This is a genomic window from Streptomyces sp. NPDC104106, assembly GCF_055584345.1.
The window spans coordinates 457086-478398 of record NZ_JBVJMF010000002.1 but is presented as its reverse complement, the minus strand read 5'-3'; the positions used below and the strand labels follow the sequence as shown (position 1 = coordinate 478398).

The 21313-nt window shown below is 73.0% G+C and carries 21 protein-coding genes; 11 read left to right on the top strand and 10 right to left on the bottom strand.

Features of this window, described 5'->3' with window-relative positions; all coding sequences use genetic code 11:
• The first annotated feature begins 1 nt into the window (after window position 1).
• The 3 genes from ACZ60X_RS06040 to ACZ60X_RS06030 are packed head-to-tail and all read left to right on the top strand — an operon-like array spanning window position 2 to window position 3597.
• On the top strand, window positions 2–1519 hold the full coding sequence (locus tag ACZ60X_RS06040; protein ID WP_469593816.1) for an IucA/IucC family protein: 1518 nt from the start codon (window positions 2–4) through the stop codon (window positions 1517–1519).
• 9 nt (window positions 1520–1528) lie between these two features.
• On the top strand, window positions 1529–2791 hold the full coding sequence (locus ACZ60X_RS06035) for a VWA domain-containing protein (protein WP_469593813.1): 1263 nt from the start codon (window positions 1529–1531) through the stop codon (window positions 2789–2791).
• On the top strand, window positions 2791–3597 hold the full coding sequence (locus tag ACZ60X_RS06030) for a hypothetical protein (protein WP_469593811.1): 807 nt from the start codon (window positions 2791–2793) through the stop codon (window positions 3595–3597). The genes ACZ60X_RS06035 and ACZ60X_RS06030 overlap by 1 nt, the downstream gene beginning before the upstream one ends.
• Before the next feature lie 877 nt (window positions 3598–4474).
• Here ACZ60X_RS06030 and ACZ60X_RS06025 read toward each other — a convergent pair.
• Window positions 4475–5101 carry a winged helix-turn-helix transcriptional regulator gene (locus tag ACZ60X_RS06025; RefSeq protein ID WP_469593808.1) on the bottom strand — a complete coding sequence of 209 codons (627 nt, stop codon included), beginning with the start codon at window positions 5099–5101 and terminating at the stop codon, window positions 4475–4477.
• Between the two features lie 81 nt (window positions 5102–5182).
• On the opposite strand from ACZ60X_RS06025, the gene ACZ60X_RS06020 reads away from it, so the two are divergent.
• The 5 genes from ACZ60X_RS06020 (at window position 5183) to ACZ60X_RS06000 (ending at window position 10049) form a co-directional block, all read left to right on the top strand.
• Entirely contained in the window at window positions 5183–6391 is a 1209-nt protein-coding gene (locus ACZ60X_RS06020; RefSeq protein ID WP_469593805.1) for a pyridoxal phosphate-dependent aminotransferase, read from the top strand.
• 649 nt (window positions 6392–7040) lie between these two features.
• Window positions 7041–8201, top strand: a complete 1161-nt coding sequence (locus ACZ60X_RS06015) for a serine hydrolase domain-containing protein (RefSeq protein WP_469593803.1) — start codon at window positions 7041–7043, stop codon at window positions 8199–8201.
• Window positions 8202–8235: 34 nt separating this feature from the next.
• Entirely contained in the window at window positions 8236–8850 is a 615-nt protein-coding gene (locus tag ACZ60X_RS06010) for a histidine phosphatase family protein (RefSeq protein ID WP_469593800.1), read from the top strand.
• A 56-nt stretch (window positions 8851–8906) separates the two neighbouring features.
• Window positions 8907–9557, top strand: coding sequence for a hypothetical protein (locus tag ACZ60X_RS06005; protein WP_469593798.1), 651 nt, complete (start codon window positions 8907–8909; stop codon window positions 9555–9557).
• 69 nt (window positions 9558–9626) lie between these two features.
• Window positions 9627–10049, top strand: coding sequence for an acyl-CoA thioesterase (locus tag ACZ60X_RS06000; RefSeq protein WP_469593796.1), 423 nt, complete (start codon window positions 9627–9629; stop codon window positions 10047–10049).
• Between the two features lie 48 nt (window positions 10050–10097).
• Here the strand turns inward: ACZ60X_RS06000 and ACZ60X_RS05995 are convergent, their stop codons facing one another.
• The gene (locus tag ACZ60X_RS05995; protein WP_469593793.1) at window positions 10098–10952 is read right to left on the bottom strand and encodes an NAD(P)H-binding protein; all 855 of its coding nucleotides are present in this window, start codon (window positions 10950–10952) and stop codon (window positions 10098–10100) included.
• A 96-nt stretch (window positions 10953–11048) separates the two neighbouring features.
• On the opposite strand from ACZ60X_RS05995, the gene ACZ60X_RS05990 reads away from it, so the two are divergent.
• The gene (locus tag ACZ60X_RS05990; protein WP_469593791.1) at window positions 11049–11870 is read left to right on the top strand and encodes a helix-turn-helix transcriptional regulator; all 822 of its coding nucleotides are present in this window, start codon (window positions 11049–11051) and stop codon (window positions 11868–11870) included.
• A gap of 58 nt (window positions 11871–11928) precedes the next feature.
• Here ACZ60X_RS05990 and ACZ60X_RS05985 read toward each other — a convergent pair whose 3' ends face one another.
• From ACZ60X_RS05985 to ACZ60X_RS05950, 8 genes are all read right to left on the bottom strand, one after another.
• Window positions 11929–13296 carry a nucleobase:cation symporter-2 family protein gene (locus tag ACZ60X_RS05985; RefSeq protein ID WP_469593788.1) on the bottom strand — a complete coding sequence of 456 codons (1368 nt, stop codon included), beginning with the start codon at window positions 13294–13296 and terminating at the stop codon, window positions 11929–11931.
• 269 nt (window positions 13297–13565) lie between these two features.
• Complete coding sequence (locus ACZ60X_RS05980) at window positions 13566–14951, bottom strand: 8-oxoguanine deaminase (RefSeq protein ID WP_469593785.1); 1386 nt, start codon at window positions 14949–14951, stop codon at window positions 13566–13568.
• Between the two features lie 68 nt (window positions 14952–15019).
• Window positions 15020–16432, bottom strand: coding sequence for a nucleobase:cation symporter-2 family protein (locus ACZ60X_RS05975; RefSeq protein ID WP_469593783.1), 1413 nt, complete (start codon window positions 16430–16432; stop codon window positions 15020–15022).
• A gap of 66 nt (window positions 16433–16498) precedes the next feature.
• Complete coding sequence (gene pucL, locus ACZ60X_RS05970; protein WP_469593780.1) at window positions 16499–17422, bottom strand: factor-independent urate hydroxylase; 924 nt, start codon at window positions 17420–17422, stop codon at window positions 16499–16501.
• A gap of 3 nt (window positions 17423–17425) precedes the next feature.
• Window positions 17426–17833: a hydroxyisourate hydrolase gene (gene uraH, locus ACZ60X_RS05965; protein ID WP_469593777.1), complete on the bottom strand. Its 408-nt coding sequence runs from the start codon at window positions 17831–17833 to the stop codon at window positions 17426–17428.
• Window positions 17834–17837: 4 nt separating this feature from the next.
• Window positions 17838–18350 carry a 2-oxo-4-hydroxy-4-carboxy-5-ureidoimidazoline decarboxylase gene (gene uraD / locus ACZ60X_RS05960; RefSeq protein ID WP_469593773.1) on the bottom strand — a complete coding sequence of 171 codons (513 nt, stop codon included), beginning with the start codon at window positions 18348–18350 and terminating at the stop codon, window positions 17838–17840.
• A 252-nt stretch (window positions 18351–18602) separates the two neighbouring features.
• Complete coding sequence (locus ACZ60X_RS05955) at window positions 18603–18959, bottom strand: helix-turn-helix domain-containing protein (RefSeq protein WP_469593771.1); 357 nt, start codon at window positions 18957–18959, stop codon at window positions 18603–18605.
• On the bottom strand, window positions 18956–19219 hold the full coding sequence (locus tag ACZ60X_RS05950) for a hypothetical protein (RefSeq protein WP_469593769.1): 264 nt from the start codon (window positions 19217–19219) through the stop codon (window positions 18956–18958). Before ACZ60X_RS05950 ends, ACZ60X_RS05955 begins: the two co-directional genes overlap by 4 nt.
• A 157-nt stretch (window positions 19220–19376) precedes the next feature.
• Between ACZ60X_RS05950 and ACZ60X_RS05945 the strand changes: the two genes are divergently transcribed.
• Together ACZ60X_RS05945 and ACZ60X_RS05940 are read left to right on the top strand one after the other, a co-directional pair.
• Window positions 19377–20216: a TIM barrel protein gene (locus ACZ60X_RS05945; RefSeq protein ID WP_469593767.1), complete on the top strand. Its 840-nt coding sequence runs from the start codon at window positions 19377–19379 to the stop codon at window positions 20214–20216.
• Window positions 20217–20258: 42 nt separating this feature from the next.
• Entirely contained in the window at window positions 20259–21164 is a 906-nt protein-coding gene (locus ACZ60X_RS05940; protein ID WP_469593764.1) for a 2-hydroxy-3-oxopropionate reductase, read from the top strand.
• The last annotated feature ends 149 nt before the right edge of the window (window positions 21165–21313 follow it).

Genomic DNA, 21313 nt, shown 5'->3' with positions numbered 1-21313 from the left:
CGTGCACCGTCCCCCCACCGCCGAGGCCGAGATCGCCGAGGAGCTGGCCGCCGTACGGCCGGCCCTGCTGGCCCGGTACCGGGCGGAGCTGCCGGGTGCCCGCGCCGCCGTGCTGACCCGGCTGTGGCGGGCCCTGGCCCATGAGCCGCTGCCGTGGATCACCGGCCGGGTGCGCGGCGCGCACAGCCTGGCCCTGCGGCTCGCCGACGGCCGCAGCCTGTACGGGCCGCCCGCGGATCCGTATGCCACGAGCGCGTACGTCACCGGCGTACGCCTCGGCCGCGACCGCCACGTCGATCCGGCGGGCCTGATGGCCGCGCTCGGGGTGCCGCAGGCCGGCTCCTTCGCCGTCGAACTGGCGCACAGCACGGCCTCGCTGGCGCTGTCCCGGGCCGGCGCGGATCACCCGAAGGAGTGGCCGGAGCACGACTGGGAGTGGGAGCAGCGGGTGGCCGACGGGCATCCGTACCACCCCAACTGCCGTTCCCGGCCCGGGTTCTCGGTCGCGGAGCAACTGGCGTACGGCCCGGAGCACCGACCGCTGGTGGAGCTGGGGACCGTGGCCGTGCCGGCGGACGAGTGCGTGCTGAGCGGCGACTGGCCCGACGAACTCAGGGACGGCCGGCGGCTGCTGCTGCCCGTGCACCCCTGGCAGACGGAACACGTCCTTTGCCGCCCCGGCACCCCGTGGCGGCAGGCGCATCCCCTGCTCTCCCTGCGCAGCCTCGCGCTCGCCGGCGGCGGGCCGCACGTGAAGACCGCGCTGAGCGCACGGCTGACGTCCTCGGTGCGGGACATCTCCGCGTACTCGGTCCGCTGCGCCGCGCCGCTCAACGACCTCGCCGGCCGACTGACCGAACACACCGACGGTTTGCTGCACATCACCCGCACGCTGGGCGCGGTCACCACCGGTTCCCCGGATCTCGCGGCGCTGCTGCGCCAGTCGCCGCAGGAGTACGCGGCCCCGGGCGAGCGGGTCCTTCCGGTGGCCGCGCTGCCCGCCACCGGCCTGCCGGGCTCCCCCGACTGGCTGGCCGCGTTCGCCCGCCTGACCCTCACGGTGGGCCTGCGCGTGCTCGACCTCGGCGTGGCCCTGGAGGCGCACGGGCAGAACCTGCTGGTGATCCTCGCGGCCGACGGCACGCCCCGGCGGCTGGTCTACCGCGACCTCGCCGACATCCGCGTCAGCCCCGCCCGGCTGATCCGGCACGGCCTCACCCCGCCCCCGCTCACCGGCCGCCTCGTCACCGACGACGAAGCGGCGCTGCGCCGCAAGCTGTTCGGCTCGCTGGTGGCCGGCGCCCTGGCCGCCACGGCGGGCTCGGCGGCCTGTCTGGCGGCTGCCCTGACCTCCGCGCTCCCGCTTCTTGCGGCCACCTCGGACCTGTCGGCGCTGCGCGAAGCCCCCGTGCCGGCCAAGGCGTTGACCCTGATGCGGCTGTCCCCGGAGACACCGGGCGACCAGTGGACGTCGCTGCCCAACCCGCTCGTTTTGGAAGCCGGTGTGTCTGATCAATAGGATCCGGCGATGATCAGAAGACAACGGCTGGCGGCGGGAGTCTGTGCTCTGCTCGCCGCCCTGGCGGCCGGGATCGCGTTCCCCGGCGGGGCAGTCGCCGACGAGAGCCAGGCCAGCGCCCCGAAGGTCGAACTCGTGCTGGACGTCAGCGGTTCCATGCGTACGCGCGACATCGACGGCGGCTCCCGGATGGCGGCGGCGAAGCAGGCGTTCGACGAGGTACTGGACGCGACGCCGCAGGAGGTCCAGCTCGGCATCCGCACGCTGGGCGCCAACTACCCCGGCGACGACCGCAAGGAGGGCTGCAAGGACACCGCGCAGCTGTACCCGGTCGGCCCGCTGAACCGGACCGACGCGAAGACCGCGGTGGCCACCCTCCAGCCGACCGGCTGGACGCCGATCGGGCCCGCGCTGCTGAAGGCGGCGGACGACCTGAGCGGCGGCACCGGAACCCACCGCATCGTCCTGATCACCGACGGCGAGGACACCTGCCCGCCGCTCGACCCGTGCCAGGTGGCCCGCGAGATAGCCGCCAAGGGCATCGGGCTGACCATCGACACCCTCGGCCTGGTGCCGGACGCCAAGACCCGGGACCAGCTCAGCTGCATCGCGGACGCGACCGGCGGCACCTACACCGACGTACGGCACAAGGAGGAACTGACCAGCCGCGTCGGCCAGTTGGTCCACCGGGCCGCGGATCCGGTGGTGACGCCGGTGGCCACCGAGGGCGCCGCCCAGTGCACCGACGCGCCGCAGCTGAAGTCCGGGCTGTACACGGACCGTGCCGCGTTCGGGCAGCAGCGCTGGTACAAGGTCGACGTCAAGCCCGGCCAGGAACTGCGCGCCTCGGTCAGCGTGGCCGACGACCGCGCCGTGAACCCCGGTTACGGGGTGCTGCTGCGGGCGGTGACGGTGCACGGCCGGGAGATCGTGCGCGGCGAGGCCGCGGGCACCGGCCGTACGGATGTGATCTCGACCGGGCTGCGCTATCCGCGGCCGGCGAGTGACGACGACAACGCGCCCGCGGAGGCGGTGTGTCTCCAGGTCAGCCACTCCTTCTCGGCCGCCGCGGGCGTCAGGACGACCCCCGGCTTGCCGCTGGAGCTGACCGTCGACGTCGTGGCCGGGCCGTCCGGCCATCACGACGTGGCCTCCTTCGGCCTCGGGCGCGGCTGGTGGCTGCTGGGAGCACTCGTGGTGACCGGGTTCCTGGCCGGTCTGCTGTGGGGCTGGCTGTCGCGCTGGCGGGTCGCGATCTGGAGGACGAACTGATGCGGGTCACACATGTGTTGAGCGCGGCGCTGCTGGCGCTGGGGCTGGCCGCCGGACCGGCCGCCGCCGACGCGTCGCCGAGTCCGTCGCCGAGCGGGTCGTCCGACGGCTCGGCGCCCACCCAGGCGGGCACCTCCTTCCGTACGGCGACGGAAATCCACCAGGGCCAGTCGGCCACCGCGTCCGGATCGACCGGTGACTACCTGTACTGGTCGTTCCCTGCGGACGTCGGCCGACGGCCCACTGTCAGGGCCACGGTGAAGCTGCCGCGGACGCACGGCGCGCAGACCTGGCAGCTGGACGTGTACGACGGGCTGCGGCGCCGGCAGGCCTGCCAGTACGGCGCCGATCCCCGCCCCGTCGCACAGGACGCGCCCCAGGTCGAGCTGGCCTGTGTGCTGCGCACGGTGCGCGGCTGGGCCGAGCCGTCGGCCAACGATCCGCTGCCGGGCACGTATTACGTCCGGCTGACCGTGGTGGACCTCGCCGCCACCGATCTCGGCCAGCCGGTGAGTGCCGAGGTGCGCGTCGACTCCAAGGACATCGGCGGCGCCGCGGCCGTGGACGGCTCGCTGGGCAAGCCGCTCGTGCCCGGTATCGCCGTCACGTCCGGGGAGGCGAAGGACGGTTCGAAGACGGCCGTGCTGTCCAGCTTCGGCTCGCACGACGGCTGGTCGTCCGGGTGGTGGTCCGACCGGTGGGTGTGGACCGGGATCGGGGCCGTGCTCGCGGCGCTCGCCGGGATCGGCGGGTACGCGCTGACGCGCGGGTCGGGACGGCCGTCCAGGGTGCCACCGGGCGTCTGACCGGACCCTCGAAGGCCCGCCCTCCGGCGGGCCTTCCCACCCGGTACCCGGCCGGCCGAGAAGCCCGCGCCCGGGGTGATCCGGGCCGAGGGCGCCGCTCCACCGCCCCACCGGCGGCGCGCACGCTCGCCGCCCGCCACACCCTTCGGCCCGGCAGGCACCCCGACCGCCACACCAACCCACACACACCGCGCCGCACCCGCCACATCCCGGCGCGGCATGCACCCCGACCGCCACCCCACTGGCCGCACCCCGGGCCCGGCAGGCACCCCGACCGCAACACACCCACCGCCCCCGGCGCAGCGGGCGCCCGCGACCGCCACACCCCGCGACACCGCATGCACCCGACCGCCGCACCACCCACCACACCCCGGCGCGGCATGCCCCCGCCGGCCACACCACCCGCCGCATGCACCCGGCCGCCACACACCGGCGCCCCGGCCGCCAGACCCCACACCCCCGGCGCCGCATGCACCCCGGTGGCCACACACACCGGCGCGGCACGCATCCCCCGACCGCCGCACCGCCCACCGCCCACCACCCGAGCGCGGCACGCCCCAACGGCCGCAGCGCCCACCGCACCCCCAACACGGCGGTGCGCCCCCAACCGCCCCACCCCGCGGCACCACATGCGCCTGCCCCCGCACCACCCACCACACCACGCGCAAGCACCCCCGACCACCACGTCCCCAGCACGGCGGTGCGCCCACGACCGCCCCACCCGGCGGCACCGCAGGCAACCCGCCCCCGCACCACCCACCACACCCACATCCCGAGCACCCTCCGACCACCACACCGCCGCCCCCGTTCCGCCGGCACACACCCGCCGGCCGTCACGTCGCCCGCAGTCTCGACGGCAGCGGGCGCAGGCCCGCCGTCACGTCGCGCGCAGTGCCTTCGCCAGGGTGCCCTCGCCCGTCACCGTCACGCGTCCGTCCCGTACCGCGTCGGTGAGACGCAGCTCGCCTCGGGCCACCGCCTCGCAGGTCGCCGCGTCCATCTCCAGGCGGGCGTCGGCCTCGGTGGGGGCGGGGCCGTCGGCGTAGACGGGGCCCTCCTGAGCGCCGACCCGCAGATGGAACTCGCCTTCATCCAGGCGGACTTCGACCAGGCCTTCACCGTCCAGGGCCCGCAGCAACGGCAGCGCGAACCAGTGCGCGCGCACCGCGTCCGTCGGGCGGCGCTCCCCCAGCTCGGCCGCGCCCCAGTTGCCCAGCGCCTGCAGCACCGGTAGCAACTCCCGTCCCCGGCCGGTGAGTTCGTACACGAAGGCCGCGCCGGGCGGGGGCAGCCGGCGGCGGGTGGTCAGGCCGTCGCGCTCCATGTCCTTCAGCCGGGACGCGAGTACGTCCGTGCTCACGCCGGGCAGGTCCGCGTGCAGGTCGGTGTAGCGGCGGGGGCCGGCCAGCAGTTCCCGGACGACCAGCAGGGTCCAGCGGTCGCCGACGACGTCGAGCGCGCGGGCTGCGGAACAGTACTGGTCGTAGCTTCGGCGAGGTGACATGCGACGCAGTCTAGACAAGATGTTGGACTTTCCAAGCGCCTACTTGGTAAAACCAAGCAACACGAGTTTCCGGAGGGGCGCATGGAGTTCCGGCAGTCGAACAAGCTGAGCGAGGTCTGCTACGAGATCCGCGGCCCGGTGATCGAGCACGCCGACGCGCTGGAGAAGGCGGGCCACAGCGTGCTGCGCCTGAACACCGGCAACCCGGCGGCCTTCGGCTTCGAGGCGCCGGAGGAGATCCTCCAGGACATGATCCGGATGCTGCCGCAGGCGCACGGCTACACGGACTCGCGCGGCGTCCTCTCGGCCCGCCGCGCGGTCGCCCAGCGCTACCAGAACCTGGGCCTCGACGTCGGCGTGGACGACGTGTTCCTCGGCAACGGCGTCTCGGAACTGGTCTCCATGGCCGTGACCGCGCTCGTCGAGGACGGCGACGAGATCCTGATCCCGGCGCCGGACTTCCCGCTGTGGACGGCCGTGACGACCCTGGCCGGCGGCAAGGCGGTGCACTACCTGTGCGACGAACAGGCCGACTGGAACCCGGACCTGGCCGACATGGCCGCGAAGATCACGGACCGGACGAAGGCCGTGGTCATCATCAACCCGAACAACCCGACCGGCGCGGTCTACCCCAAGGAGGTCCTCGAGGGCATCCTCGACCTCGCCCGCCGGCACGGCCTGATGGTGTTCGCCGACGAGATCTACGACCAGATCCTCTACGACGACGCCGTCCACCACTCGGCCGCCGCCCTCGCACCCGACCTGGTCGTCCTCACCTTCTGCGGGCTGTCGAAGACGTACCGGGTGGCGGGCTTCCGCTCCGGCTGGCTGGCCGTGACCGGTCCCCGGCAGCACGCGAAGGACTATCTGGAGGGCCTGACGATGCTGGCCTCCATGCGGCTGTGCGCCAACGTGCCCGCGCAGTACGCCATCCAGGCCGCACTCGGCGGCCGCCAGTCCATCCGCGAACTGACGCAGCCCGGCGGGAGGTTGTACGAACAGCGCGACACCGCCTGGGAGAAGCTCAACGAGATCCCCGGCCTGTCCTGCGTGAAGCCCAAGGGCGCCCTGTACGCCTTCCCGCGCCTCGACCCCAAGGTGCACAGGATCCACGACGACGAGAAGTTCGTCCTGGACCTGCTGCTGCGCGAGAAGATCCAGGTGGTCCAGGGCACCGGCTTCAACTGGCCCTCCCCCGACCACTTCCGCATCCTCACTCTGCCGCACGCGGAAGACCTGGAGGCGGCGATCGGGCGCATCGGGCGGTTCCTGAGCGGGTACCGGCAGTAGCCGTTCCCGCCCGTTCGCGCCCGTTCGCGCGCGTGTGTGAAGATCACCGCCGAAGGACCGGGGGGACTCCCGCACGCGCCCGACCAGCGCCGCACCGCCGTTCTCCCCGGTCCTGTTCGACAGACCGGGTGAGCGCCTTGTCCACGTACGCGACACGCCGGGCGGCCGTCGCCGCGCTGTGTCTCGCGGCCGTCGGGGGCACCGCCCCCGCGGCCCGGGCCGGCACCGACGCGGCCACGCCGCCGACCGCGAGGCGCAAAGCGCCGCCCGGTTCTGGACCGCGCGGCGCATGGCCGACGCCCGGCCGCTGGACGACGTACGCACGGCTCCCGCCGGGCCGGGCGCCCGGCCGCGAGGCGACCGCAGGGCACGCTGTTCCGGGGGACGCCTCTGGTCGGGACGTTCTTCGGGTCCGACGGGCGGGGCGGCACCACCTGGCACTGCACCGGCAGCGTGCTGGTACGCCGGCACCGGTACCACGCGTCTCGGCACCGAGAAGACCCTCGTCCGGCCCGGCACCTGACCGGAGCGCGGGCCTCGGCCGCCGTCGGCGAGGTCCCCGGAAAGCCGGGTCCGACGGAGGAATGCCCGGCGCCGTCCGCCGGTTGACGATCTCCGCCGGACATCACCGAACCAGGGGGAACGCAGCATGCCGATCGACGTACACGGCACGGTCGCTGAGGGATTCGAGGGCGTACGCGAGGAGTTCGCGGCTGTGCTCGCCGAGGAGCGGGACGATCCGGGCGCGCAGCTCGCGGTCTACCGGCACGGGGTACGGGTGGTGGACCTGTGGGGCGGTGACGGCGTCGACGGCGCCTCGCTGACGACCCTGTACTCCATCGCCAAGGGAGCCGCGTACCTCGTGGTCGCCCTGCTGGTGCAGGACGGCGTGCTCGACCTGGAGCGAGAAGTGGCCGCCTACTGGCCGGAGTTCGGCGCCCACGGCAAGGACCGGCTGACGCTGGGCGAGCTGCTGGAGCACCGGGCCGGTCTGGTCGGCGACGCCGACCAGCCTTTCACCACCGAGCAGTTGGCGGACGACCGGATCGTCGCGGCCCGGCTGGCGGGACGCCGGCCGCTGTGGGAGCCGGGTACCGCCTGGGGCTATCACGCCTTCGTCATCGGCGCGCTCGCCGGCGAAGTGGTGCGCCGGGTGACCGGCCGGTCGGTCCAGGAGCTGTACGAGGAGCGGATCCGCGCGCCGTACGGCCTCGACCACTACCTGGGCCTGCCCGCCGCGCAGGAGCGGCGCTTCGTGGACGTCCAGCCGCTGGTGCCGACCCCGCAGGAGGCCGCGCTGCTGAAGGAGCGGGCCACGGCCGCGAGCGGCATCCGGCGTGTCGCCTTCAACGGGCACGGGCCGGAGCCGACCGACCTGGTGGCCTTCGGCAATCACCCCCGGGTCAGGGCGCTCGGGCCGGCGTCCTCGGGCGGTGTCGGCAACGCGCGCGGGGTCGCCGGGATGTACGCCGCCGCCATCAGCACCGTCGACGGCAGGCCGCCACTGCTCACGCCCGGGACCGCGGCCGCGTTCGGCGCACTGCGCACCCCCGGCGGGCCGGACCTGGTCACCGGCGCCGCGGACCACTTCGCGCGCGGCTTCGAGCACGTCCCCGCGCTCTACCCGTTCCTCGCCCCCGGCACCTTCGGGCACAGCGGCGCGACCGGCTCGCTGGGCTTCGCCGACCCGGCGAACGGCATCGCGTACGCCTACACCCGGCGCCGGTTCGGCTTCCCCTCCGGGGTGGGCGCCGCCCCGGAGAACAGCCGTCTGGCCGAGTCCGTCCTGCGGGCGGCCGCCTCGCTGTGACACGGTGCTGGCAGGCGAGCGGGAAGGCGCTGACGTGGGTGACCTCTTTCTCGTCCGGCACGGTGAGACCGAGTGGTCGCGCTCCGGACGCCACACCGGCTGGACCGACGTGCCCCTCACCGAGCGCGGCCGGGAGGAGGCCCGCCGGCTGGTGCCGCTGATCCGCTCGCACCGGATCGGCGCGGCGTTCGTCAGCCCTCTCGGGCGGGCCCGTGAGACGGCCGAACTGATCGGCATTCCGGACGCCCGGGTCGACGCCGACCTGCGCGAATGGGACTACGGCGGCTACGAGGGCGTGACCACCGTGGAGATCCAGCGCGGCCGGCCCGGCTGGTTCCTGTTCACGGACGGGGTCGCGCCGGGGCCGCCGGAGCACCCGGGCGAGACCGCCGAGCAGGTCGGTGACCGCGCCGACCGGATGCTGGCCAAGGCAGACGCGGCCCTCGCCGACGCCGAGGGGGTCGTCGTGCTGATCGCCCACAGCCACTTCCTGCGCGTCCTGACCGCCCGCCGCCTGGGCCTGCCGCCCCAGCAGGGCGCCCTGTTCCTGCTGGGCACGGGTGCGCTGGGCCGACTGGGCACGGAGCACGGCCGGCCGGTGGTGGCCGGATGGAACATCCGGCCACCCGAGGGGCGGGCCGAGGTCTGAGGGCCGGTTGTCGGACCCGCGCCGTACGCTGCCAGGAGCAGGGAAGGAGTACGGCCGTGACCCGAGCGCCGAGTGCCGCGCAGCGGCGGGTGATCGAGGCAGCCGATCCGGTCACCGGGCGGGTGCGGGGGACGCGCGAGCAGCTCGCGGCGCTGGTCAGGGGCGGCCTCGTGTTCCGGCATCCCCGGCCGCCGCACGAGCACTTCCTGACGCCCGCGGGGCATCGGATACGGCGGTCGGCGGGCCGGGCGGAGCCGGCGGCGGCCGAGCCGGCACCGCAGGCGGAGCCCGGCGCGGGGGTGTTCGCGGCGCGGGCCGGTGGCGAGGACGCGCGGACGGCGGCGTCCGCGACGGGGCCGGCGCGGGCCCGGGAGGTGCACAGCGCCTGGCAGGGACTGCTGGAGCTGCGCCGGATGACGAACGCCGACGGCTCGGTGGACCGGCCGTGCGGGTGGGAGCGGGCGCATCTGGTGCGGGCCGCGGCGCTCGCGCTGGAGGCGGCCGGGCACCGGCCGGCGGGCGCGGAGGGGGACGGCTACCGGGTGCGGGCGACCCCGCAGCCGGAGGCGGTGGCGGTGTACGGGCCGGACGCCCGGGCCCTGGCCGCCTGCGCGGCCACGCTGGAGCGGGCCGGCTGGCAGGCCGGTGAGTACACCGAGCCGCGCACCAGGACCCGCTATCTGCTGGCCTCGCCGCGCCGGGTGTGAGGGACGTGCCAGGATCGACCGACCGGGACCATCGACCGACCTGATCCTCGACCGCGAGAAGGGCAAGCAGTGGCTGAACCGTTTTCCGTCCGAGTGACCGTCCGAGGTTACGAGACCGACACTCAGGGACACCTCAACCAGGCGGTGTACCTCAACTACGCGGAGCACGCCCGCTGGTCGCTGCTCCAGGCGGCCGGCATCAGCCAGGCCCGTCTCGTGGGCCGGGGGGTGGGCCCGGTGGCGCTGGAGACGACCCTGCGTTTCCGGCGCGAACTGCTCGCCGGCGACGAGGTCGACGTGACCTGTGCGTTCGAGTGGGGCGGCGGCAAGACCTTCCGGATCCTGCAGGAGATACGCAAGGCCGACGGCAGCCTGGCGGCCGAGGTCAGCGCGGTGGGCGGCCTGCTGGATCTCAGGGACCGCAAGCTGGTCGCCGACCCGCGCGAGGTGTTCAAGGAGCTGACGGAGGACCTGGCCCTCTTCGGGCTGTAGCCGCCCACGGACGATGCCGCCGGCGGCTCGCCCTCGCGGGCGGCCTGTTCAGGCCGCCCCGAACGCCTCCCGGTGCCGCTCGGCCCACTGCCGGAAGGTCCGGGCCGGGTGGCCCAGCAGGCGCGGTACGTCGTCGGTGACCGCCGCGTTGTGGCCGTCGCGCAGGTAGGCGACGCCGGTCAGCACGTCCTGCGCCCGGGAGTCGTCGATGCCCCAGGCGGTGCGCAGGAAGTCGAGGGTCTCGTCGGGCGTCAGGTCGCGGGTGGTGACGGGGCGGCCGAGGACCGCGGCGAGGACGGCGGCCTGGTCGGGGACGCTGATCGCCGCCGGTCCGGTCAGGGTGTACGTCCGCCCGTCGTGCGCGTCGTCCAGCAGGGCCCGTACGGCCACCTCCGCGATGTCGCGCGGGTCGATCACGCCGGAGGCCCCGTCGGCGGTCATGTTCGGTACCGGCTCGCCCCGCCGGACCGTCTCCGCCCAGGCCAGCGCGTTCGAGGCGAACGACGACGGCCGCAGGACCGTCCAGCGCACCCCGCTCTCCCGCACCGCGCGCTCGCCCTCGCCGTGCCACACGGCGGAGGGACCGGCCGCGGGCTCGTCGGTGCCGATGGCGGACAGCTTCACCAGCCGCCGTACCCCCGCGGCCCGGGCCGCCGCGACCAGCGCCGTGTCGTGCGCGGCGCCGGGGCCGGGCGGACACACCAGGTACGCGGCCGTCACCCCGGTCATCGCCGCCGCGAGGGAGTCGGCGTCGGCGTAGTCCCCGCGGACCGTCTCCACCCCCTCGGGCACCCGGGCCCGTCCCGGGTCGCGGGTGAGGGCGCGCACCTTCTCGCCGCGCGCCGCGAGCTGTCGTACCACTTCACTGCCAGTGGTGCCCGTGGCACCCGTCACCAGAATCATGCGGTCCACGATGGTGTGCCGCCGACGTGGGGCTCTTGGAAATTCCGGCACGGTTCGGCCGCCCGGAAGCGGGTGCGGCGCGCGTACCGTGGAGTGATGCCGAACGCCGTCGCCGAGCAGGCCCTGACCGTGCCCGAGGGGTTGCGTCCCTGGATCGCCGGGGTGCGCACGCTGTCCGTGCCCCACGCCGGGCCGGCCCCGGAACCCGCTACCGAGGGGCCCTTCGTGCACCTGCCCGCCGCGGTCACCAAGGTGGTGCTGCGCGTGTCGGCGGACGGGCGGCGCGACGTGTTGGCCGTCGGGCCGCGGGTGCGGGCGTCGTACCACGCGGGCAAGGCGCATCTGCGCTGTGTCGAGCTGCGGCTCACGCCCGGGATGACCCGCCCGCTGCTGGGCGTCGCGGCCGCGGAACTGGTGGGAGGCACCGCGCCGTTGGAGGAGCTGCCGGGTGCGATGCCCCGCCTGCTCGCGGACCGGCTGCGCGGGCTGGACCCCGAGGAGGCGCTGCCGCGGCTCGCCGAGTCGCTGCCCGGAGTGCTGTCGGCGGCCGCGGACCCGGACCGTACGGCGCTGCTGCGGGCGGGGGTCGACGCGCTGTCGGTCCGGCCGGACCGCGCGCCCGCGCAGGTGTGCGAGGTGGCCCGGGAACTCGCGGTAAGCGAGCGGCAGTTGCGCAAGCTGTTCGCCGAGGGGGTCGGGGTCTCCCCCAAGCACTACGCCCGGATCGACCGCGTCCGCATGGTCGTCACCCGGGCCGGCCACGTCCCGTGGTCGCAACTCGCCGCCGCCACCGGGTACTTCGACCAGGCGCACATGACGTCCGACTTCCGTTCCCTGATGGGCGTCCCGCCCCGCTCGTACGTCACGGGCCGGCTGCCCGCCCTGACGCCCTGCCAGTGGAGAGCGCGGCGGGTCTGACGCGCGCCGGCGCGGGGTACGGCGGGTGGCCGTACCCCGCGCCGGCGGGGCGGGACGGTCAGTGCGCGGGCGTGAGTTCCTGGCCCGACTCCATGGGATGCGTGACGTCCCGGGCTTCCTTGCCCTTTCCGATGTGGTTGAAGACCAGGTTGAGCAGGACGGCGGTGACGCAGCCGGTGGAGATGCCCGAGTCCAGGACGATCTTCGCCGTCGCCGGGAAGGCGTGGTAGAAGTCCGGCGCGGTGATCGGGATGATGCCGACGGCCAGGGAGACGGCGACGATCAGGACGTTGTTGTCCTTCTCCAGCCCGGCCCGGACCAGGGTCTGGATGCCGCTCGCGGCGACCGAGCCGAACAGGACGACGCCGGCGCCGCCGAGGACCGGGCGGGGCACGACGGCGATGAGCGAGGCGGCCATCGGGCACAGGCCCATCAGGACCAGGAAGCCGCCGCCCACGGCGACGACGAACCGGCTGCGGATCCGCGTCATGGCGACGAGCCCGATGTTCTGGGCGAACGCGCTGCACATGAAGCCGTTGAAGAGGGGGCTGAGCGCGGAGCCGAGGGTGTCGGCGCGCAGGCCCGCGGCGATGGTCCTCTCGTCCGAGGGCCGTTCGACGATCTCGCCCAGGGCGAGCATGTCCGCGGTGGACTCCGTCATGGAGACGACCATCACCACGCACATCGACAGGATCGCGGCGAGGTGGAAGGTGGGGGCGCCGAAGTGGAACGGGGTCGGGAAGCCGACGATGTCCGCCCTGGTGACGGGGGTGAAGTCGGTGACGCCGAAGGGTATCGCGATCAGCGTGCCGAGGATCAGGCCCAGCAGGACCGCGATCTGCTTGACGAAGCCGCGGGTGAAACGGCGCAGGAGCAGCACGAGCAGGAGGGTGACGCCGGCGAGGGTGAGGTTGGTGGTGGAGCCGTAGTCGCTCGCCCTGGCGTCGGGGCCCTGGGCCCATGCGAAGGCGACCGGCAGCAGGGAGACGCCGATCAGGGTGATGACGGAGCCGGTGACGACGGGCGGGAAGAAGCGGACCGCCTTGCAGAAGACCGGGGCGGCGAGGAAGCCGAGGAAGCCGGCGACGATGACCGCGCCGAAGATCATCGGCAGGGCGTCGGACCTGTCCTTGGTGGAGGCGACGATGGCGGTCATGGGGGCGACACCGGCGAAGGTGACGCCGTTGACGAAGGGCAGCCGGGCGCCGATCTTCCAGAAGCCGAGGGTCTGCAGGAAGGTGGCGAGGCCGGCCGTGAAGAGGCAGGCCCCGGTGAGGAAGGTGAGGTCTTTGCCGGACAGGCCAACGGCCGCGCCGACGATCAGGGGTGGTGCGACGACTCCCGCGTACATGGCGGCCACGTGCTGCAGGCCGCTGGTCGCCATTTTGAGGGCGGGGAGTTTCTCGTCTACGGGATGGGCGGCCACGGCGGCTCCTCCGGTCGGGTAACACGTCGTCAACGCGGGTTTCATGGAGGTGGTGCGTGCGGTCGTGCGGGACCGGGACGGGGCGCTCGCGCGGCGAGCGGTGGGGGTGACCGTTCCGGGGCGGGTGCGTTGCGCACACGCCCCGGAACAGCTGCCGTGGACCCCGCTCGGGTCCACGGGTTTCCCGGCCGGGAGCCGTCCCTCCCGGCCGGAGTCTTCCCGGCTTGCCGGCCCCGTGCGGGACCGGACAGGCCGGAGCGTGGGGCGGATCAGGCCTGGGCGGCGATCCGGGCGAGGCGCTGGGCCTCCTCGCGGGTGGAGCGGGCGACGGCGTCCTCGTCGACGGTGACCAGCCGGCCGTCCGCCACGATCTGCCGGCCGTTGACGAAGGACGCGGTGACCGGGGCGGCCGCGCCGAAGACCAGCGCGGTGACCGGGTCGGCGATGGAGGCGTGGGCGAGGGTGTCCATCTTCCACAGCACCACGTCCGCCAGCTTGCCCGGCTCCAGCGAGCCGGTCTGGTCGGCCCGGCCGAGCACCCGGGCGCCGCCGTGGGTGCCGAGACGGAGCGCCTGGCGGGCGTTCAGGGCGGCCTCGCGGTGGGCGCCGAGGCGGTTGATGAGCAGGGCGTTGCGCAGCTCGGTGTGGAGTTCACCCGACTCGTTGGACGCGGTGCCGTCCACGCCGAGGCCGACCGGGACGCCGGCCGCCAGCATGTCCGGGACCCGGGCGATGCCCGCCGCGAGGCGGGCGTTGGAGGACGGGCAGTGGGCGACGCCGGTCCTCGTGCGGGCGAAGGCGGCGATGTCGGAGTCGTTCATGTGGACGCAGTGCGCCATCCACACGTCCTCGCCGAGCCAGCCGGTGGACTCGAAGTAGTCGGTCGGGCCCATGCCGAACAGCTCGTGGCAGAACCTCTCCTCCTCCACGGTCTCCGAGCCGTGCGTGTGCAGCCGTACACCGAGGCGGCGGGCCAGCTCGGCGCCCTGCTTGAGGAGTTCGGTGGACACGGAGAACGGCGAGCACGGCGCGACGGCCACCTGGGTCATGGCGTCGAAGGAGGCGTCGTGGTGCTTGCGGACGGTCTCCTCGGTCGCGGCGAGCGCGCCCTCGAGCGTCTCGACGGCGAAGTCCGGCGGCAGGCCGCCGTCCTTCTCGCTGCGGTCCATCGAGCCGCGGGCCAGCGTGAAGCGGACGCCCATCTCGGCGGCGGCCCGGATGATCGACCCGGACAGGTCGCCGGAGCCGTGCGGGAAGACGTAGTGGTGGTCCATGGCGGTGGTGACACCGCCGCGGGCCATCATGGCGAGCGAGCCCTGCGCGGCCGCGTACGTCATCTGCTCGTCGATGCGCGCCCAGGTGGGATAGAGCGCGACGAGCCAGTTGAACAGGTTGTGGTCGGTGGCCAGACCCCGGGTGATCCACTGGTAGAAGTGGTGGTGGGTGTTGACCAGACCGGGCGTGGCCAGATGGCCGCGTGCGTCGATCCGGCGCACGACGTTCTCCAGGCCCTGGGGGGCCTGGCCCGCGCCGACCGACTCGATGCGGTTGCCGGCGAGGACGAGGTGTCCGGCGGCGTACTCGGTGTCGCCCGCGTCCACGGTCGCGATCGCGCAGTTCTCGATGACGATGCGCTGGGCTGCCGATGGTGCCATGGTGCTTCCTTGTCTTTCAGTGGCGGCCCGTGGACCGGGGGTGTCCACGGGAAGGGCACGGCAGGACCCTAGGAGGATTTGAGTGCCGGGGCCGGCCCGCGGCTCCGGGTGCCGAGATGGTGGAAGAACAGGTTGAGCAGGACCGCGACGAGCGCGCCCGCGCTGATGCCGGAGCCGAGCACGGTCTGCGCCCAGGCCGGGAAGTCCGCGTAGAACGTCGGCGCGGCGAGCGGGATGATGCCGGCGCCGAGCGCGACGGCGACCAGGATGATGTTGGAGCTGTCGTCGAGGCCCGCCTCGGACAGCGTACGGATGCCGCTGACCGCGATCGAGCCGAACAGGACGATGCCCGCGCCGCCGAGGACCGGCATGGGGACCAGGGAGACGACCGCGCCGAGGACCGGGAAGGCGCCGAGGACCAGCAGGGCGCCGCCGGCGACGGCGACGACGTAGCGGCTGCGCACCCGGGTCAGCGAGACCACGCCGACGTTCTGGGCGAACGCGGAGGTGGGGAAGCCGCCGAAGACGGGGCCGAGCAGGGTGGCGAAGCCGTCGGTGCGCAGGCCGCGGGTGATGGTGCGCGCGTCGGTACGGCGCTCGCAGATCTCGCCCAGGGCCAGCATGCCGGCGCTGGACTCGGTCATCAGGACCAGCATCACGATGCACAGCGAGAGGATCGCCGCGGGCTGGAAGGCGGGCGGGCCGAAGGCGAACGGCGCGGGCAGCGCGGCGAGGGGCGCGGACCTCAGGGCGCTGAAGTCGGCCATGCCGAACGGGATCGCGGCCAGGGTGCCGAGGAGCAGCCCGAACAGCAGGGCGACCTGCTTGACGAAGCCGCGGCCGAAGCGCTGGATCAGCAGGATGACGGCGAGCGTGAACCCGGCGAGCGCGAGGTGCCTCATCGAGCCGAAGTCGGCGGACGTCCTGTCGCCGCCCTGCGCCCAGCTCACCGGGACGGGCATCAGCGTGACGCCGATCAGGGTGATGACGACGCCGGTGACCAGGGACGGGAAGAAGCGCAGCAGCCGTCCGAAGAACGGTCCGACGGCGAGGCAGAAGACGCCGGCGCACATCACCGCGCCGTAGACGGCGGGGAGTTGGTGGCCTTTGCCGTTGGTCTCGGCGATCGCGAGGATGGGCGCGATGCCGGCTGAGGAGGCGGCGTTGACGAAGGGCAGGCGGTTGCCGACGAAGCCCTTGACGCCGAGGGTCTGCAGGATGGTCGCGACGCCCGCGACGAGCAGGCTCGCGGCGATCAGCCGGGTGCGGGCCGCGATGTCGAGTCCGCAGGCCTGGCCGATGATGAGCGGAGGAGTGACAACGCCTGCGTACATGGCGGCGATGTGCTGGAGCGCGGCGGGGACGAGCCGCGAGACGTGGAGCTTTTCGTCCACCGGGTGCACGGACGTGACGGCGTCCTCGGTGTGCACCGGCGGGGTGGGACAGGGGGCCCTGTCGGGCCCCTTCGCAGGCTGTGCCATTTCGTTCCCTCCGGTGTGGCGTGCCCCCGGCCCTTCAGGTGGCCGGGCCGGGGCACGCGTCCCGCGTCAGAGGTTGGTCATGTCGACCGGGATACGGGCCTCACAGCCGTCCCGCAGTACGGTGGCCTCGATGAGGCCGTAGGGGCGGTCGGCGGCGAAGTAGACCTCGTTGTCGTTCTTGAGACCGAACGGCTCCAGGTCCACCAGGAAGTGGTGCTTGTTCGGCAGCGAGAAGCGGACCTCGTCGATCTCGCCGCGGTTGTTGATGATGCGCGAGCCCATCTGGTAGAGCGTCTGCTGCAGGGAGAGGGAGTAGGTCTCGGCGAAGGCGTGGAGCATGTGCTTCTTGACCTGCTCGTAGGACTTCTCCCAGTTGGGCATCTTCTGCTCGTCGTCGGTCCAGTTGAACCGCCACTGGGCGGCCACCGACGTGGCCAGGATGCGGTCGTAGGCTTCCTGGAGCGTCGTGTACTTGTCCTTGATGTAGCCCCAGAACTCGGAGTTGGTCGAGTTCATCACCGTCAGGTCCTTCAGGCCGGAGACGACCTCCCACTTCTCACCGTCGTAGGTGATCTGGGTGAGGCGGGTCTCCTGGCCCTTGCGGACGAAGGAGTGCTTGACCTCGTCGGCGCCGATGAACTTCGAGTTGGCGTCGGAGGTCTCGATCCGCTCCCAGGCGTACTCCTCGATGCGGATGCGCGCCCGGTGGATCACCTCCTGCGAGGTGACGAAGTGCCGGGCGAGGTGGATGCCGAACTGCTCGGCGGACTCGATGCCGTGCTCCTTGGCCTTCGCGAACACCGTGTTCTTGGTGGTGTCGGTGGGCAGCACGTGGGCGTTGGAACCGGAGTAGTGGACGTCGTCCATGTCGCCGCTCAGCGCGACGGAGACGTTGAGGTCCTTGATGTGATGGGTGGCGCCGTCCCGCGTGATCTTGACGACTCGGTTCTCGGCCTTGCCGTACTGGTTCTGTCCCAGGATGGTCGGCATGAGCTAGCTCCCTCGGTAAACGGAGTAGCCGAACGGGTTGAGCAGCAGCGGCACGTGGTAGTGCTCGCCCGGTACGACGGCGAACGTGATCGCCACCTCCGGGAAGAACACGCCGCGTCCGCTGTCCCGATTCGCGGGGGCGTCCTGCTGCGCATCGGCTTGCTGGTTCGCAGTCTTCTTTTCGAAGTACTGCTCGACCGCGAAGTCGAGCCGTACATGTGTGGTTCCCTCCGGCAGGGCCGGCAGGTCCTTGCACCGCCCGTCCGCGTCGGTCGCGGAGCCGCCGAGCGTCCGCCAGTCCGCGCTCCGCCCGCTGCGCGCGGAGAGCTGGACGGCGACGCCCTCGGCGGGGCGGCCGGTCGAGGTGTCCAGGATGTGGGTGGACACGGAGGCGGTGGTGCTGGTGCTCATGGTGTCAGGCGTCCTCTTCGACGAGTCGGGCCAGGCGGATCCGGTTGATCTTGCCCAGCTCGGTGCGGACGATCTCCCGCTCCTGCTCCGGAGCGTTCCCGATGCGCTCCTTGACGGCGTCGCGCATCTGCTCGCCGGTCCGGCCGGTGGCGCAGATGAGGAAGACATGGCCGAACTTCTCCTGGTAGGCCAGGTTGAGTTCGAGCATCTCGGCCTTGAGTTCCTCCGAGGCCCCGGCCATGCCGCGCTGCTCGCGGGCGGAGGTGGGGTCGCCGGGCCTGGGGCGCCCGATCGGGGGGTGCCCGGCCATCGCCTCGGCCAGGTCCGCCGGGCTCAGCTCGGCCATGGCGGCGTCGCTGGCGGCGTAGAGGTCGTCGGTGGTGGCGTAGGGGCGGGCGGCCAGCAGCCGCCGTCCCCACTTGGCGCAGGCGCACGCCTCGTGGAGGGCGGCGAGGGCCTCGCGTTCCCCCAGGTCGTTGAACCGGGCCAGACCCGGGGGCGTGGAAGTCGTCGTCACGGGAGCCTCCGTGGCCGGAAACGGCCTTCGTGCGTAAGCGGGCTGCCGATAGTGAACGCCCCAGGAAACGCCACGTCAACACTTTGTTGAAAATTCCGCGTAACAAGTCACGCCGTGATCCACAGCGCCCGCAAAGGGCCCGGGCCCGCATCGATGCGCGGCTGCGCCGGGGGCCCGACCGGCCGCGACGGCGCGGCGCAGGCGCGCCGGCAGTCCTCGGCGCCCCCGAGGGCGTACCCCGCCCCGGCGGAGCTACTTGTCCCGGTTGAGGTAGTTGTAGACCGTGAAGCGGCTGACGCCGAGCGCGCCGGCCACCGTCTCCACGCCGTGCCGGACGGCGAACGCGCCGCGCGCCTCCAGGGTCCGTACGACCTCCTGCTTGGCCTTGCGGTCCAGGTCGGCCAGCGGCTTGCCCCGGCGGCGCTCCATGGCCGCCAGGATGTGGTCCAGGGAGTCGGCGAGCTGGGGCAGTCGTACGGCGACGACGTCGACGCCCTCCCAGGCGAGGACGACGTCCTCCTCCCTCGCCTCGACCGGCGGCAGCATCTCCCCGCCCATCGCGTCGACCAGCGGCTTCACGGCCGCGATGAAGGGCTCGTCGCCTCTCATCCATCCCCCTCCCCGAACCCGCCGTCGATCACGCTGACCTGGAGCGAGATCCGGGTGGCACCGGCCCGCAGACTCTTGCGCAGCAGCGCGTCCACGGCGGTCAGCACGCGGTCCGCGCCGCCTTCCGCCGTATTGCCGAACGGGCCGACGTCGACGGTGTCCAGCTCGGCCGTCTCGATGACCTCCCGCGCCGCCATGGCGTGCGCGGGCGCCTCGTCCAGGTCGAAGGGTTCGGTCGTGAACTCCACTCTCAATCGCACGCGCACAACCTAACGCCCGGCGGCGCTTTTCGGGCGGCCGGTGACGGACCCCCCTTGACAAGCACCGACACCCCCCGGCAATCTTCCATTAAGCAGAAACGAACTTCCATAATACGGAATCTCGACCACGTCGACCACGGAAGGGAGCGCGGCCCGAATGGGATTTGCAGACCAGCGCTTCAACGTCAACCTGTCGATCCTCTTCACGGAACTCCCGCTCCTGGAGCGTCCCGCGGCCGCCGCCGCGGCGGGCTTCACGGCGGTCGAGCTGTGGTGGCCCTGGGTCGACTCCCCCACCCCCGAGCAGTCCGAGCTGGACGCCCTGAAGAAGGCGATCGAGGACGCGGGCGTGCAGCTCACGGGTCTGAACTTCTACGCCGGAGCGCTGCCGGGCCCCGACCGCGGCGCCCTGTCGGTGCCGGGCGAGCAGTCGGAGCGGTTCCGCGCCAACATCGACGTGGCCGCCGGTTTCGCCGCCTCCCTCGGCTGCACGGCGCTCAACGCCCTGTACGGCAACCGCGTCGAGGGCGCGGACCCGGCCGAGCAGGACGCGCTCGCCCTTCGGAACCTGGTCCTCGCGGCCCGGGCGGCCGACCGGATCGGCGCGATCCTGCTGGTCGAGGCGCTGAACCAGCCCGAGTCGCCGTCGTACCCGCTGGTGAGCGCCCCCGCGGCCGTCGGGATCGTCGACAAGGTCAACGAGGCGACGGGCCTCGGGAACGCGAAGTTCCTGATGGACCTGTACCACCTGGCCATGAACGGTGAGGACCTGCCCTCGGTCATCGAGCGGTACACCGCGAAGACCGGCCACGTCCAGATCGCCGACAGCCCCGGCCGCGGCGCCCCCGGCACCGGTTCGCTCCCCTTGGAGGACCTGCTCGACCAGCTGAGCAAGGCCGGTTACGACGGCTGGGTGGGCCTGGAGTACAAGCCGGGCGACAGGCCCAGCGCCGAGGCCTTCGACTGGCTCCCGCGCGAAGCGCGCGCCGCCCGCTGAACCCCCGACTCTGCAAAGCTGTTGAGAGAGGCACCCCCTGACATGAGCACTCTTGCCCCCTCTTCCCGCCCGGCGATTGCCTGGATCGGCCTCGGCATCATGGGCTCCCCCATGTCCGAGAACCTGATCAAGGCGGGTTACGACGTCACCGGCTTCACCCTGGAGCAGGACAAGCTGGACCGCCTGGCCGCCGCCGGCGGCACGGCCGCCTCCTCCATCGCCGAGGCCGTGCGGAACGCCGACGTGGTCATCACGATGGTGCCCGCGTCGCCGCAGGTCGAGGCCATCGCCTACGGCCCCGACGGCATCCTGGAGAACGCCCGGCAGGGCGCCCTGCTGATCGACATGTCCTCGATCACCCCGCAGACCTCCGTCGACCTGGCGAAGGCCGCCGGGGCCAAGGGCATCCGGGTGCTCGACGCCCCGGTGTCCGGCGGCGAGGCCGGCGCGATCGAGGCCGTGCTGTCGATCATGGTCGGCGGCGAGCAGGCCGACTTCGACATCGCCAAGCCGATCTTCGAGGCCCTCGGCAGGACCATCGTGCTGTGCGGCCCGCACGGCTCCGGCCAGACCGTGAAGGCGGCCAACCAGCTGATCGTCGCCGTCAACATCCAGGCGTGCGCCGAGGCCGTGGTCTTCCTGGAGAAGTCGGGCGTGGACCTGGCGGCCGCCCTCGACGTCCTGAACGGCGGCCTCGCGGGCTCGACCGTGCTGACGCGCAAGAAGGACAACTTCCTGAAGCGCGACTTCAAGCCGGGCTTCCGCATCGACCTGCACCACAAGGACATGGGCATCGTCACCGACGCCGCCCGCAACGTCGGCGCGGCCCTGCCGGTCGGCGCCGTGGTCGCCCAGCTGGTCGCCTCGCTGCGCGCCCAGGGCGACGGCGGCCTGGACCACTCGGCCCTGCTGCGGGCCGTGGAGCGCCTCTCGGGCGCCCAGGTCTGACGCCCCCCGCACTTCCGGGCCGCGGCGGCGCTGACACCTGTCCTGTCGCGCCCAGGCGCCGCCGCGGCCCGGAACACCTCCGCCGGCCTTGAGCCTCAACAAACTGTTGACGCCCGGAAGGCCCGAACTTAGGCTCCACGAAGCGGAAA

What these genes read in the sequence shown, in the direction of transcription:
- ACZ60X_RS06025 (WP_469593808.1), bottom strand. Translation starts at nt 5,101, where the DNA reads ATGTCACCTCGCCGAAGCTACGACCAGTACTGTTCCGCAGCCCGCGCG.
- ACZ60X_RS06020 (WP_469593805.1), top strand. Translation starts at nt 5,183, where the DNA reads ATGGAGTTCCGGCAGTCGAACAAGCTGAGCGAGGTCTGCTACGAGATC.
- ACZ60X_RS05945 (WP_469593767.1), top strand. Translation starts at nt 19,377, where the DNA reads ATGGGATTTGCAGACCAGCGCTTCAACGTCAACCTGTCGATCCTCTTC.
- ACZ60X_RS06035 (WP_469593813.1), top strand. Translation starts at nt 1,529, where the DNA reads ATGATCAGAAGACAACGGCTGGCGGCGGGAGTCTGTGCTCTGCTCGCC.
- uraH (WP_469593777.1), bottom strand. Translation starts at nt 17,833, where the DNA reads ATGAGCACCAGCACCACCGCCTCCGTGTCCACCCACATCCTGGACACC.
- ACZ60X_RS05995 (WP_469593793.1), bottom strand. Translation starts at nt 10,952, where the DNA reads ATGATTCTGGTGACGGGTGCCACGGGCACCACTGGCAGTGAAGTGGTA.
- ACZ60X_RS06015 (WP_469593803.1), top strand. Translation starts at nt 7,041, where the DNA reads ATGCCGATCGACGTACACGGCACGGTCGCTGAGGGATTCGAGGGCGTA.
- ACZ60X_RS05940 (WP_469593764.1), top strand. Translation starts at nt 20,259, where the DNA reads ATGAGCACTCTTGCCCCCTCTTCCCGCCCGGCGATTGCCTGGATCGGC.
- ACZ60X_RS05975 (WP_469593783.1), bottom strand. Translation starts at nt 16,432, where the DNA reads ATGGCACAGCCTGCGAAGGGGCCCGACAGGGCCCCCTGTCCCACCCCG.
- ACZ60X_RS05955 (WP_469593771.1), bottom strand. Translation starts at nt 18,959, where the DNA reads ATGAGAGGCGACGAGCCCTTCATCGCGGCCGTGAAGCCGCTGGTCGAC.
- ACZ60X_RS06030 (WP_469593811.1), top strand. Translation starts at nt 2,791, where the DNA reads ATGCGGGTCACACATGTGTTGAGCGCGGCGCTGCTGGCGCTGGGGCTG.
- ACZ60X_RS05990 (WP_469593791.1), top strand. Translation starts at nt 11,049, where the DNA reads ATGCCGAACGCCGTCGCCGAGCAGGCCCTGACCGTGCCCGAGGGGTTG.
- ACZ60X_RS05980 (WP_469593785.1), bottom strand. Translation starts at nt 14,951, where the DNA reads ATGGCACCATCGGCAGCCCAGCGCATCGTCATCGAGAACTGCGCGATC.
- pucL (WP_469593780.1), bottom strand. Translation starts at nt 17,422, where the DNA reads ATGCCGACCATCCTGGGACAGAACCAGTACGGCAAGGCCGAGAACCGA.